This is a genomic window from Thermosyntropha lipolytica DSM 11003 (assembly GCF_900129805.1).
GTDB lineage: Bacteria > Bacillota > Syntrophomonadia > Syntrophomonadales > Syntrophomonadaceae > Thermosyntropha > Thermosyntropha lipolytica.
The window spans coordinates 59,739-72,561 of sequence record NZ_FQWY01000003.1 but is presented as its reverse complement, the minus strand read 5'-3'; the positions used below and the strand labels follow the sequence as shown (position 1 = coordinate 72,561).

At 42.9% G+C, this 12,823-nt stretch carries 18 protein-coding genes; 7 read left to right on the top strand and 11 right to left on the bottom strand.

The window, feature by feature from the left end; genetic code table 11:
- Positions 1–51 precede the first annotated feature (51 nt).
- From BUB92_RS01135 to yabP, 6 genes are all read right to left on the bottom strand, one after another.
- Positions 52–921 (bottom strand): Ppx/GppA phosphatase family protein, encoded by an 870-nt coding sequence (locus tag BUB92_RS01135; RefSeq protein ID WP_073089080.1) that lies wholly within the window; start codon positions 919–921, stop codon positions 52–54.
- A gap of 63 nt (positions 922–984) precedes the next feature.
- Entirely contained in the window at positions 985–1,407 is a 423-nt protein-coding gene (locus BUB92_RS01130) for a S1 RNA-binding domain-containing protein (RefSeq protein ID WP_073089078.1), read from the bottom strand.
- An 86-nt stretch (positions 1,408–1,493) separates the two neighbouring features.
- Positions 1,494–1,772 (bottom strand): FtsB family cell division protein, encoded by a 279-nt coding sequence (locus tag BUB92_RS01125; RefSeq protein ID WP_073089077.1) that lies wholly within the window; start codon positions 1,770–1,772, stop codon positions 1,494–1,496.
- Entirely contained in the window at positions 1,762–1,992 is a 231-nt protein-coding gene (locus BUB92_RS01120; RefSeq protein WP_073089075.1) for an RNA polymerase sigma factor, read from the bottom strand. The genes BUB92_RS01125 and BUB92_RS01120 overlap by 11 nt, the downstream gene beginning before the upstream one ends.
- Before the next feature lie 104 nt (positions 1,993–2,096).
- Positions 2,097–2,507, bottom strand: a complete 411-nt coding sequence (yabQ, locus tag BUB92_RS01115) for a spore cortex biosynthesis protein YabQ (RefSeq protein WP_073089073.1) — start codon at positions 2,505–2,507, stop codon at positions 2,097–2,099.
- A gap of 101 nt (positions 2,508–2,608) precedes the next feature.
- Complete coding sequence (yabP, locus tag BUB92_RS01110; protein ID WP_159432289.1) at positions 2,609–2,878, bottom strand: sporulation protein YabP; 270 nt, start codon at positions 2,876–2,878, stop codon at positions 2,609–2,611.
- A 198-nt stretch (positions 2,879–3,076) separates the two neighbouring features.
- Here yabP and BUB92_RS01105 point away from each other — a divergent pair, with 198 nt between their 5' ends.
- From BUB92_RS01105 to BUB92_RS01095, 3 genes are all read left to right on the top strand, one after another.
- Positions 3,077–3,343 (top strand): DUF6922 domain-containing protein, encoded by a 267-nt coding sequence (locus tag BUB92_RS01105; RefSeq protein ID WP_084728255.1) that lies wholly within the window; start codon positions 3,077–3,079, stop codon positions 3,341–3,343.
- Entirely contained in the window at positions 3,325–3,981 is a 657-nt protein-coding gene (locus tag BUB92_RS01100) for a nucleotidyl transferase AbiEii/AbiGii toxin family protein (RefSeq protein ID WP_084728254.1), read from the top strand. Before BUB92_RS01105 ends, BUB92_RS01100 begins: the two co-directional genes overlap by 19 nt.
- A 101-nt stretch (positions 3,982–4,082) precedes the next feature.
- On the top strand, positions 4,083–4,718 hold the full coding sequence (locus BUB92_RS01095) for a hypothetical protein (RefSeq protein ID WP_073089069.1): 636 nt from the start codon (positions 4,083–4,085) through the stop codon (positions 4,716–4,718).
- Positions 4,719–4,762: 44 nt separating this feature from the next.
- Here the strand turns inward: BUB92_RS01095 and BUB92_RS01090 are convergent, their stop codons facing one another.
- The 5 genes from BUB92_RS01090 to spoVT form a co-directional block, all read right to left on the bottom strand.
- On the bottom strand, positions 4,763–5,005 hold the full coding sequence (locus BUB92_RS01090; protein WP_073089067.1) for an RNA-binding S4 domain-containing protein: 243 nt from the start codon (positions 5,003–5,005) through the stop codon (positions 4,763–4,765).
- Positions 5,006–5,008: 3 nt separating this feature from the next.
- The gene (locus BUB92_RS01085; RefSeq protein WP_073089066.1) at positions 5,009–5,281 is read right to left on the bottom strand and encodes an HU family DNA-binding protein; all 273 of its coding nucleotides are present in this window, start codon (positions 5,279–5,281) and stop codon (positions 5,009–5,011) included.
- A 78-nt stretch (positions 5,282–5,359) separates the two neighbouring features.
- Positions 5,360–6,127 carry a nucleoside triphosphate pyrophosphohydrolase gene (gene mazG / locus BUB92_RS01080; protein ID WP_073089064.1) on the bottom strand — a complete coding sequence of 256 codons (768 nt, stop codon included), beginning with the start codon at positions 6,125–6,127 and terminating at the stop codon, positions 5,360–5,362.
- Positions 6,128–6,143: 16 nt separating this feature from the next.
- Positions 6,144–7,697, bottom strand: coding sequence for a putative polysaccharide biosynthesis protein (locus BUB92_RS01075; protein WP_084728253.1), 1,554 nt, complete (start codon positions 7,695–7,697; stop codon positions 6,144–6,146).
- Positions 7,698–7,818: 121 nt separating this feature from the next.
- The gene (gene spoVT / locus BUB92_RS01070; protein WP_073089061.1) at positions 7,819–8,382 is read right to left on the bottom strand and encodes a stage V sporulation protein T; all 564 of its coding nucleotides are present in this window, start codon (positions 8,380–8,382) and stop codon (positions 7,819–7,821) included.
- Positions 8,383–8,634: 252 nt separating this feature from the next.
- Between spoVT and BUB92_RS01065 the strand changes: the two genes are divergently transcribed.
- The 4 genes from BUB92_RS01065 to BUB92_RS01050 all read left to right on the top strand — a co-directional run bounded on the left by BUB92_RS01065 (position 8,635) and on the right by BUB92_RS01050 (position 12,808).
- Positions 8,635–9,765: a GerAB/ArcD/ProY family transporter gene (locus tag BUB92_RS01065; RefSeq protein WP_073089059.1), complete on the top strand. Its 1,131-nt coding sequence runs from the start codon at positions 8,635–8,637 to the stop codon at positions 9,763–9,765.
- A gap of 104 nt (positions 9,766–9,869) precedes the next feature.
- Entirely contained in the window at positions 9,870–11,429 is a 1,560-nt protein-coding gene (locus BUB92_RS01060) for a spore germination protein (protein ID WP_084728251.1), read from the top strand.
- Positions 11,426–12,583 (top strand): Ger(x)C family spore germination protein, encoded by a 1,158-nt coding sequence (locus tag BUB92_RS01055; RefSeq protein ID WP_073089057.1) that lies wholly within the window; start codon positions 11,426–11,428, stop codon positions 12,581–12,583. Before BUB92_RS01060 ends, BUB92_RS01055 begins: the two co-directional genes overlap by 4 nt.
- An 18-nt stretch (positions 12,584–12,601) precedes the next feature.
- Entirely contained in the window at positions 12,602–12,808 is a 207-nt protein-coding gene (locus BUB92_RS01050; protein WP_084728249.1) for a hypothetical protein, read from the top strand.
- The last annotated feature ends 15 nt before the right edge of the window (positions 12,809–12,823 follow it).

The window sequence follows — 12,823 nt, the reverse complement described above, 5'->3', positions numbered from 1 at the left end:
TTACCCCGTCGGCTAACAAAACGGAGGCAGGGTAAAAAAACTCCCGTTTGCTTATCTGCTGCCCAACATTTCCCAGAGCATGCCTTCCATTAAATCAGCTTCACTTACTATAATCTGATCTTTTTTCAGTACCTCCATAACAGCCAAAACGGCCTGTACCCCTTTAGGTATTATATCTGCCCGTTCCGGCTGCAAGCCGGGAAGCTTTTTCCTTTCCTCCAGGGAAAGGGAAGATAAAAGCTTATATATGTCGGCAATCTCTTCATAATGCAAAACCTGTCCATGTACCAGGCCGGGATCATAGGCAGTAAGTTTCAATTTTATGGCCACCAGGGTAGTCGCGGTTCCTCCCACCATCACCAAGGAATAGGGAGAAAAATCTATCTTAGCTTCTATAAGCGGGGTTAAAACCTCTTTCATCATGGCAAAATCCATATTCCCTTCGGTAGCCCTTACCGCTCCTAGAGGCAGTGAGAGCATAAAACTTCTGCCCAGTATAAACTCGGTACTTCCTCCTCCCAGATCAACTACCAGAGGAGACTCTTTTAACCCCAGGCCTTTTTTTACCCCCAGATAGCTTAAGTAGGCTTCTTCTTCCCCGCTTATCACTTCGATCTCTATGCCGCATGTGGATAGAATAGCTTCCACAACCTGCCTTTGATTGGCCGCCTCCCTCAGTGCACTGGTGGCAACCGCCCGATAGTTTAAGACTCCATATTCCTGCAGGATTTTTTTAAATTCGGCTAGAGCTTTAGATGTGCGCTCTATCGCTTTTTCCCCTATCTCTCCGGTCTGAAGCAGGTTTTCGCCCAGGCGGGTGGTAAGAATTCCTCTATACAGCGGGACCAGCTTTTCCCCCTGCTTTTCCGCAATAAGCAGCCGGCAAGAATTAGTCCCTACATCTACTGCTCCTAAACGCACATTGCTTTCTCCTTTCTGCCAAAGATGCCATTAAAAAACACCCTTATAAAAAGGGTGTTCTTCCTATCTATCATTATAATGCCTGTTTCGCCTTCTCGGCTCATGTTTAAGCTTTAAAGACTGCATTCTTTCATCACTTTCTTTTAAAAACTTGGCAATTTTTTCATCCAGGGTCTCCGCACTGCCTTTACCTGCTGCAGGCTGATTTTTGCTTTTCGCCTCCTTAAGAGCTGGTTCTTTTTCAACTGCTTGTTTGATAGAAAGGCCTATCTTTTTCCCGGCCACATTCAAAACCTTGACCTTGACCACATCACCCTCCCGGATAAAATCCTTAACATCGCGCACATAGGTGTCGGCAATTTCGGAAATATGAACCAGTCCTACGACTCCTCCCGGCAGTTCGACAAAAGCTCCAAAACTGGTGATCCCCTGGACTTTGCCTTCCAGAATGCTGCCAGGAACGATATTAGTTTGTTCAGTCGGCATATAAACTAAGTTCCCCCTACATATAGTATAAGTTAATAATATAAAATGGCGGGATAGTAGTCAACTGTTTTGCAGAATTCCGCCTTCTACCGGTAAAAAACCAGGGGTTTTTCCCCTTCCTTAACCATACCCAGTTTTTCCCGGGCTATCCTTTCAATATTTTCAAGGGAAGTAGCCCTTTGGTATTCTTCATTAAGCCTTTTGTTTTCTTCCAAAAGCTGCGCTTTTTGTGCCTCCAGGGCTTTCTTCCTGGTTTCCAGTTCCCACACCACCTTAGCTCTGCTGACTACCGGCAACAGTAAAACGACACATAATACAAGCACCACTATCTTCTTTACGGCTGAGCCTTTTTTCCTATTCTTCATCTTCTTTTCCTCCCCCAAAAATACCTAAAGTATCACCAGGAAGAACTATAACTACTTCATATCCCTTACTGCGGGCCCGGTTATACAAAGTAGCCACGGTGCTGGCATTTATGCCTAAAATTTTAGCCACCTCAGCATTGCTCTTTCCCATTTCCTTAAGCACCACTACCTGTCTTTCCCGGAAGCTGAGTTTTTCTACTCCTCTAATCTCTATTTTCATATCCTCAACACTCTATCCACATTTTTTCCACAACTTGTGGACAAATTTATTATTTTTTATGGTTTCTATATATACAGGCAAATTCCTGCCGGCAAAAAATTTTTTTATTCTTCGTCAGCGGGAGGCTTTGGGCGGGCAGCCAGCCATTTTTTTACCCCTAACCAGGGTTTTTTTATTATTATGGCCAGTTTCCCCAGGCTATGTACTATTCCTTCCGCACTGCCATCGATAAATTTTTTCAACCGGTGGCTAAAATAGCTCAGATAGATAACCATGCCGGCCAGCAAAGCTAAAAGGATATAAGCCCTTATCTCTCCCCCATTTATAAAGAGCAGGAGAAAAAAAACCAGGCCTATCATAATTATCCACAGGAAAAAATCCAGGACATAAAGCAGGATATTCCCTACTTTAGCCCTGGTTATTATCCCCTGATAAAAATGAAAAAAGAACCCAGCCAGTATACCTAAAGCTAGTGTGGCCGCAAAACACTCGATCTGAAAAACCAGGCTGGACAAAAAATCCCCTCCTCTTTCCTTCACCGCCAAGGCACAGACTATCCACAATTTATCTACATATCAACAACCTGCTGGCAGAAGCTGATAAACTTTCCTGGCTTTTATTTGAGGAGGCGGTTTATTATATTCTTGCTCCTAGTCTTTATGTCGGTTCCCTGGGGTTTATATTGAAAGCTCTGGACTTCTCCCTCAATCTTTACTTTGCCTTCATCCAGGTTGAGCATGGTTATATGCATTCCCTGGCCGACAATAAAAATAAGTCCGGGACTGCTTTCCAGAATAATCTCTTCTTCATCAAAAGTAATTACATTTTTTATTCCTGTTAACTCCATATACCGGCGGTCAGTCAAAGTTATGCTGTGCTCAGCCATTTTTCCCCTCCTTATCATTTTTATCCCTATCAGCCAGCCTCTTAACTGATAAACTATTCTTAAAAAAGATATGCTAAAAGAAAGCTGTTTTATGCCAAAAATAAAAAAACCGGAAAACATCTTCTCCCTGAATCGCTTCTAAAAAAGCTTAATATATGGCATAATTTAGAAAAGATGTTATATCCAGAGGTGATAAATGTGCCCATACCTTACGATTTTAAGTCTATTTTCTGGGATACCGCCATACAGGATCTAGACTTAAAAAAACACCGCAAATACATTATTGAAAGAATTCTTAACTTTGGTGATTTAGAACACTTTTCCTGGCTTTTAAAAAACTATACCCCAGAAGAAATTATTGACGAAGTTAAAACTAACCGGCAGATAAATAAAAAATCGGCTATTTTAGTGGCCAATTTTTTCAACATAGATAAGGAGGAGATTTTTTGTTCCTGGAATGCCTAACTCATGAAACCTTGATCTGCCTGGAAAATATAAGCAAAAGCAAGGTTCTGGAAGAAAAAGGATTTTATTTGGCAGGAGGTACTGGACTTGCCCTTCAGCTAGGGCATAGATTATCTGAAGATCTTGATTTTTTTACCACCCAAAACTTCTCGTCTTCGGAAATCATCTCTAGATTTAAGGAGCAGGAAGTTAAAATAATAGACGAGGCACCTGATACCCTTCACCTTCTCTTTAAAAACCAAAAAATAAGTTTTTTCTATTATCCTTATCCTCCTTTATACAGCTTTGCCTTTTTTCCAAACTGCCCCATCGCCAACTATCTTGATATAGCGACCATGAAATTGATTGCTATTTCCCAGCGAGGAGCCAAAAAGGATTTTATTGATCTTTACTTTATCATTACTAAAAAAAATCTATCATTGTCCCTGCTTTTCACTCTTTTAGAAAAAAAATATCCGGTAAAATACAGCAAACTTCATATACTGCGAAGCTTAACTTTTTTTGAAGACGCAGAAGGGGACCCTATGCCTCTTATGAACAGGGGAACAAAGTTCACTCCCCTTGCTGAAGAAGAATGGGAATTAATAAAGGTGAATCTGATTAAAATTCAAAAAGACTTCTTAAAAAGAAATATCTAGCCGGGCAGACAAAAATAACTTATAAACCTCCAATCAGCTTGCGTTAACAGCTAATAAGACTTACAATAAGGGGAGATTTTTTCGCCAAAGGAGGGAAAAATGTGAACCTAAACCGCATCCGGCATGAAATCAAATATGCCTATGCCAGAATGGAAGCATTTAACGAATATTATGACGTAAATTCCCTGCTCCTGGAAACCGCAGTGAACAAGGTACTGGATGAAGGCGAAATACTGGCTGATATAGAGGAAAACGGGGCTACCGGCGTACAGCGCAGCATGAAAAAGCTCTCCGACTATATAATTGGAAACCGGCGCCTGGTAAACGGCCTGAGATCAGAAGAAAAAGTGCTTCCCTTAAAGGCCGTAGAAATTTTAGAGGGAGTAAAACCCCAGAATAGAGCGGGCATAATATATGTAAGCTTTCCTTTAGACGGCCAGTTCAATATTATTGTCAAAAAACAGCGGGGAGCTCTTTTTAAAGCTGATGGCATGTATATAAAACCATACGCCCATTCTTTTCAGCTTATAAATCCCCTGCTCATTTACGGCCATGAAGATTATTCCATAGCCTTATCTTCCCCGGATAACCAGTTCGGTTTTGCCCTCATGTACGGCCCTTCCCTTATCGGAGCCAAAGGGCAAAATATGCTCAAGGTCTCTTATTTTGACCAGGAAGCCTATTATGTGGATGATGCCGCCAAATACCGGGAAGTAAGCGATTTCGGCATCTTTTAGCCTTAAACCGGCATAAACAAAAAACCAGGGGAAAACCCCTGGTTTTATTCTATAATCCGGTACAAATTTTTCGCCTCATTGGCCTTTACATTTTCCCTGACATCCAGAACTTCAAAGGTGAGCTCCTTATCCCCCATTTTAAGGGTAATTATGTCCCCCTTTTTCACCTCGGAAGAAGGCTTGGCCAAACGCCCATTTATAAAAGCACGTTCGCTTTCGGCGAATTCCTTGGCTACCGTACGCCGCTTTATTATCCGGGATATCTTGAGGAATTTATCCAGCCGCATCAGTTATACAACCGCATCCTTCAATGCTTTACCAGGTTTAAATGCCGGTACGCGGGCAGCTGGGATTTCAATTTCTGCTCCCGTCTGGGGATTTCTTCCTTTGCGTGCTCCTCTCTCCCTTACTTCAAAGGTGCCAAAACCGACAAGCTGCACCTTATCTCCTGCCTTAAGAGCGCTTTCCACCGTCGTCAAAAAAGCCCCCACAAATTTTTCCGCATCTTTTTTGGTCATACCGGTTTGTTCTGCTACCTTGCTTACTAAATCTGCCTTATTCAAGGTATCCCTCCTCAATTATGATGTGGTATATTATGGTTATTCGCCATTTATCTCTTTTTTCCTGCTTCATTTCTCCATCTATAAACCTATTTTTTTGGCCTTTTCCCAGAAACCATCCAGCTCTTCCAGGGTAAACCCGGAAAAATCACGCCCGCTGGCCTTAACCTGTTCTTCGACATAGTTAAAGCGGCGTACAAATTTGTCATTGGTAGCCTGCAAGGCTTCTTCCGGCTCTATCCCCTGCATACGCGCAATATTTACCAGGGCAAAAAATATATCCCCTATCTCTTCTTTTAATTCTTCTCTATCCCGGGCCTTTTTCAATTCTTCTATTTCTTCTTTAAATTTATCCAGGGCCCCTTCTACATCCGGCCAATCAAATCCTACCCGGGCTGCTTTTTCCTGTATCTTATAGGCTCTGAGCAGAGCCGGCAGCATAGATGGAATCCCTTCTAGGATATATTTTTTGCCTTCCCTCTTCTTGAACTTTTCCCAGACCTCCATAACATCATCAGGGGTAGAAAGCCTGTCTTCACCAAAAACATGGGGATGCCTTTTTATCATTTTATCTTTTATCCTTAAAGCTATATCGGCAAAATCAAAAAAGCCTTCTTTCCTGGCCAGAGCTGCATGAAAAACTACCTGCAGAAGAAGATCTCCCAGTTCTTCTTCTAATTTATCCATATCGCCATCTTTAACTGCTTCTATCACCTCATAAGTCTCCTCCAGCAGATAGCGCAAAAGGCTCTCATGGGTCTGTGCCCTATCCCAGGGGCAACCATTTTCCCCCAGGAGCCTGTCCATAACTTCCAGCAGTTCTTCTATCGCTTCACCGTTTCGCCCCATAATCTTCTCCTCTCTTCTAAGCTCCTTTTATTATTTTTCTTATCATAGCTATATCAAGCTCTCTTACTACCAGGAGCAGGATGCCATATACTATTACCCCCCAGGTTATAGCAAGAAGAGTAGATAAATGAGAACTTACATCATAAGCCACCAGATACTGATAAGAAATTTTTACCGTTATAGCCATTACTACCGTAACCAGCAGTATTTTAAGCATCCTTCCTGTTTCATAGCGGATGCCGGTATATCTCTTAAGATAAATCAGGTTTAAAAGAGAACCCAGGCAAAAAGCCAGAACTGTACCTATAGCTGCCCCTTTGATATTGAGAGCCGGAATACTGGTCAAGCTGTAGTTGAATATTACTTTAAAAATTCCGGTAATAACCAGATGGCGCATAGCAATTTCTGGTTTGCCTATGCCCTGCAGCCCGGCACTTGATATCTGGAAAGCAGCCAGCACCACAGCAGAAAAAGCCAGCGGTTCTAAAGCCGCTCCTGCCTCGGCAGCCCCGTAAAGGAGATCACATATGGGAAAGGCTAAAACAAAAAGTCCGGCGGCCGCGGGGAACGAGATAAGCATCCCTCCGCGGAAGCCATAATTCAACCTTTCGATAAGAAGCCTTCTATCATTCCTGGCCTGGGCTTCAGAAATAGCCGGCACCATACTGGTAGCAATAGATATAGTAAAAATAGTAGGCAGACTTATTAAAACAGCCGCCATCCCTGATAAATGCCCGTAAAGAGCAGTAGCCTGGGATACGGTATAATTAAGGGCTATAAGCCGGCCCGGCACTATTATCGCATCCAGCATCTGCACCAGAGGCAGGACTACCGCTCCTACCGATACCGGTATAGCCAGCTTTATCATTTTCCGACCCAGGCTGGCGGTGCTTTCTCCCGAATAAAGCAGATTAGCGTATTTTATGTCATGCCGGCGGATAAAGGCTATATAGTAAAAAATCAATACTATAAGACCGGCTACCCCTCCAATGACAGCACCAAAAGTAGCTCCGGCAGCAGCATATTCTATCCCCTTATCTACCAGAAAATAAGCGAGAATGAGTACAGCTGTAACCCGGAAAAGCTGTTCTACTACTTGCGAAACAGCTGTAGGGACCATAGACTGATGCCCCTGAAAAAATCCGCGGAACACCGACATAAGCCCCGCCAGGAATATAGCCGGAGACACTGCCAGGATAGGATAATAAGCCTGCGGGTTTTTAAGCACATAATCAGCCAGTATCCCTGCCCCCTGTATTACCATAAGGGTAAGCAGAAGCCCTATAATAAAAAGGATAAATAGTGATGCTTTAAGTATCTTAAAACTGTCTCCGCTATACCCTTCCGTTTCTTTGCGGGCCACCATTATAGAGATGGCTACCGGCACCCCGGCTGTAGCCAGGGCCAGAATAGTTGTATATATAGGATAAGCCATCTGGTAAAGGCCAATCCCTTCAGCTCCAATCATGCGGGCTAAAGGTATGCGGTAAATAGCTCCCAACAGCTTGCTTATAGCTCCCGCAATGCTCAGAATCAAAGCTCCTTTGAGGAAAGTCTGCTTTTTTTCCACGTTTATCCTCCCCATTTTTCCATGAAAGATATTATAACATAGTATGCTTTTCTAAATAAGAGGTATTCCGGCACAAAAAAGCGATCTTAAATAAATAAGATCGCCCTTTTGCCTTTCTCTTTTATTGTTCCATCTGCTTGGATAAAAAGCCTGCTGCCGTTTCCGCCAGCTTAACCTCCAAATCGCCCATTTTTATTCCGGCATCTTTGCTGACAATGATTACTGCCCCGATCGGATCACCCTGGGATATGATAGGAGCTATAACCTGAGTCTTTATAGTATATTCCCGGTCATCAGTCTGTACGATATGCACATTTTCATCATCCGGGTTTTCTATCTCTTTCATGAGTAAAGTCCTTCTTTCTTCCAGGGCTCTCTCTACAGCCTTGCCTACCGGTTTTCCCATAAATTCCCGTTTATTGGCTCCAGCTACGGCTATAATCACATCCCGGTCGGCAATCATAGCTATATGCCCGGTAGTTTCATGCAGTGAGTCTACATACTCTTTCGCAAAATCCCCTAGTTCACCTATAGGAGAATATTTTTTCAGTATAACTTCCCCTTCCCGATCAACAAAAATCTCCAGCGGATCTCCTTCGCGAATGCGCAAAGTCCTTCTTATTTCTTTGGGAATAACTACCCTGCCTAAATCATCAATCCGGCGCACAATCCCTGTTGCTTTCAATTTACACTCTTCCCTCCTTTTTTAAAAAATTGCAAATGTTGTTTTTTTTCTCAATCATAGTATATAAATAAAAATCCCCTTTTATTCACTTTTTGCCATTACCCTACAAAAAAATAAGTCCTGTAAATCCAAGGTTTGACAAGTTTTGCATGTTAAAATTTGCACAAGTAATGTTGGCGCCAGACCAGGTTTAACTTTGCCCGCTAGGGGAATAATACCTTTTAAATTAAACAGAACAAGAGGATGAAACATATGTTGAGATTAAGCAATTTTCAGGTTTACTGTATGCTGCTCCTTTTTTGTGCTCCTATAGCTTTTCTTCAGGTAGGCAAATATGCTATCGATCTTCTTTTAAACAATGCTTATTTAGCCGTAGTCGCTACTATAATACCCGGCATCCTCATCATTTATATTTTTCACTATATTATTCAAAAAAGCACTTTTCCTTTTCCTTTTATGCTGGAAGAACACTTAGGCCCCAAAGCAGGCAAAATAATAGGCTTTTTGTACTCCCTTATTTTCCTGTTCTTTACCTCTTTTTCCCTGCGCCTGTTTATAGATTTTATAGAAACTAATGTTCTGCCCCAGACCCCCATAACCATATTTTTAGGGCTGCTTCTTCTGTGCAGCTGTCTGGCGGTTAAAACTGGCCTGGGCAATTTTGCCCGCATGTGTGAAGTAATCGTAATCCTGGGCCTAAGCTTTGCTTTTACCATAGCCTTCCTTTCCTTTTTTCAGCACCCGGATATTAAAAATCTTTTGCCTTTTGCCTACATAAACAGCCTGGAATCCTTTTTCCGCGCCGTCTTTATGTTAACCAGTGAAATACTTAAGCTTACAGCTATCCTTTTTTTAGCTTTTTTTATCCCGGATAAAAAAGCTTCTTTCTCTATAATGATTAAAGTTTTATTTACTTTTATCACCCTCATAAGCTCTATCACCATAGCTACTATAATGGTGCTTGGCGCTCATGCCGCCAAACTTTTTACCTTTCCTACCTTTATCGTGGTACGCATCATCAACATTGCCGATTTCATAACTAACCTGGATGCTATCTTTATCGGCCTCTGGGTCATCGGCATATTCGGCAGCTCCACCCTTTTCCTTTTCCTGTTCTGCATAACCACCAGTTTCGTATTTAATCTCCAGGAATACCGTTTCCTGGCCTCCCCTTCTTCTTTAATCATTGCCGTCCTGGCTCTGCAAATGGCCAGTAATATCCTGGAACTTAATATCATCATCGTCCATATCGCCCCGGTTTTGCTGTTTATCTTCTTTTTCCTCATCCCTTTGCTGCTATTTTTCATCACCTGGAAAAAGCCTTATCCCTCCTCAAGCTCTCCTTTAGAAATAAAAGACCATTTCCCCACCTACCTGAATTAAATAAAACTGAATAGATGCCAATCTGCATAAGCTGACCTTTACCGGCTTAAACTATATCCTGTCAGGCCTCTATTCAGGCTAATTATTTTCCGGAGGTAAAATATATGCGCTATATAAATAAAAAAAATCTGTCCCTTCTCACCTCTCACGAACTTATCAACCATCCTATATCCTCTGATATAGAGGAAAACATAAGCGGTCTTAAAAAAATCCTTTTTAACTGCTCGGATGCTGTTTTCCGGGAGTTTACCTTCGGTTCCCGGGGGCATAAAGGGCTGGTTTTGTACTTTGACGGCCTTACTGACCGCAGGGAAATAGAAGAAAATATTATAAAACCCCTTATCCTGGAAATAGGGATGGTTAATATAGATCCCGGTTTAGAAGATCAGGGCCATCTTTTCCTGAAAATAAAAAACAGCATAGTAGCTGTAGCCGAGGTAAAAGAGCTTTCAACTCTGGGAGAAATAGTACACCATATAAGTTCTGGAGATACCATACTTATCATTGATGGCTATGATAGAGCCCTGTCTGCCGGCACCCGTTCCTGGCAGACCCGCTCCATCCAAACCCCGGATAATGAAGTTGTCATATTCGGTCCCAAAGAAGGTTTTTCCGAAACCTTGCGCTTTAATACGGCTCTTTTAAGAAGGCGCATAAAAAGCAGCAATTTTAAAATAGAGGCCTTTATTCTGGGGAGAGTTACGAAAACCGATGTGGTGCTCTGTTATGTAGAAGGAATTGCTCCCCCGGGCCTGGTGGAAGAAGTTAAAGCCCGACTTAAAAGAATTGATGTCGATGGCATTCTGGATTCTGCCATGCTGGAAGAATTTATTGTTGATCATAAAAATACTATTTTCTCCCAGGTAGAACATACGGAAAAGCCTGACCGCGTAGCTGCCCATCTCCTGGAAGGAAGGGTGGGCATAATGGTAGATGGCTCGCCGATGGCTATAATTATGCCTATATCTTTCCCCCAGTTCTGGCTTTCGCCAGAAGATTATTACAACAACTATATTCCGGCTTCCCTTTTTCGTATGCTGCGTTTTGTGGCTTTCTGGATTTCGCTCCTGCTTCCTTCTCTGTATGTAGCCGTGATAACTTTCCATCACGAAATGATCCCGACGGCTCTTTATCTCACCATAGCTGCTACCCGGCAGGGTGTCCCTTTTCCTGCCTTTATCGAAGCTATTCTTCTGGAAATAACCTTTGAACTCCTGCGGGAAGCCGGTTTGCGTCTGCCCCGGGCAGTAGGCCCAGCCGTAAGTATTGTAGGGGCTCTTATTATCGGAGATGCTGCGGTTAGAGCCGGACTAGTCTCCACCCCTATGGTAGTAATCGTAGCCGCTACGGGAATAGCATCTTTTGTCACTCCGGCCTATAATGCAGGTATTATAAACCGCATCGCCCGCTTCGGATTTCTGGCGGCCAGCAGTGTACTGGGCTTTTTGGGCATAATGATCGTTCTCATCCTCATGCTTACGCGCATGGCATCCTTATCCAGCCTGGGGCTTCCTTATCTTTCTCCTCTAGCTCCCGCCAACTTAGAACAGATGACTGACGTGGTGGTAAGGCGTCCCTGGTTCTCCAATCTCCACCGTCCTTATCTGGAAGGAATGCAGAATTATGTGCGGCAAAACCGCCAGGGAGGAGGAGAAAAACATTGAGGAGTAAACCTGTCCTTCTTTTAATCCCTATCATCTTTTCCCTTTTCCTTATAGGTTGTGAAACCCGGGACATCAACAATACGGCAGCTGTTTTGAGTATAGGGGTGGAAGAGGAAAAAGGCCAAATAAAGCTGAGTGTCCAGATAGCCAAACCTTCGGCTCCCGGCGAAAGCGGAAATGAAGATAGTGAACCCCAGTTTCTGGTCTTGACGGAAACCGGAGAATCTCTGGTGCAGGCGGCTCGTAAAATAAACCTTACCCTTCCTCGTATGCCTTTGTGGACTTATACCAATACTATTCTGGTAAGTGAAAAACTGGCTTTTAAAGATATAAATTTTCTCATCGATACTGTCTCCCGTAATCCGAATGTGCGTAAAAACAGTTCCCTGGTAATAGCCCATAAAACCTCCCCGGAAAAAATACTGCAAATCAAGCCGCCTCTAGAACCTTTTCCCGCTCAGGCCATAGTCAACATTCTTGATATTCAAGAAAAGGTGCTGGGCATATATACACCAGTATCCCTGGGCGATTTTATCAAAAGAGCTTCTGCTCCGGGTATTGAACCCCTGGTTCCCCAGATTACTGCCGTAAATAAAGGCGGAAAAGAGCTGTTTATGGTAAACGGCTCCGCTGTTTTCCTGGGCACCAGGATGGTAGGCCATTTCAACGAAGAAGAAAGCCGGGGCTACCGGTTTATCTACCCCGGGACTAAAAAAGGAGGCATCATAAATGTCCCTTCACCTGTAAATCCGCAAAACCTCATGACTTTAGAGTTTATAAACATCACCACCCAGGCCAAAGCAGAAGTTAGAGAAGGACAAATTATCGTAAAAATAAAGGTGAACAGTGAGGGAAATTTTTATGAACAAACGGGGAGCGAAAACCTCTTAACCTTTTCCCGCATTAAAGATATTGAAAAAGCTACTGAAGCCGAAATAAAAAGGCAGATGAACCTTTCTATTCGCCAGGCCCAAAAGCTTAAAGCCGATGTTTTTGGCTGGGGGAAACTGGTGGAAAATGACTATCCCTACTTCTGGAAGGAAATCGCCGAAGACTGGCCGGAAATTTTTCCCCGGGTCAAGCCGCAGATAGAGGTAAAATTCAAGCTGCGGCGCACTTATCTTACTGATAAATCATTTGTATCCACTCCCTAAACAGAAGGAGAGATTTTTATGCTGCTTGCTCTGCTTATAATTTTATATTTAGCCATACTTTTCCTGGAATTGCCTTTTCTGTATCAAAAAAGGCTGTATAAAGAAATCATAATTTTCCTTATAGTCTTTTCCCTGGGGGTTTATCTTAGCCTGGCCCAGTTTAAGGGAAAGCTTATTTTTAATCCTATAGCACCTCTCTTTGAGGTCTATAAGCTTAAAATATAAAATACAGGCGGGAGT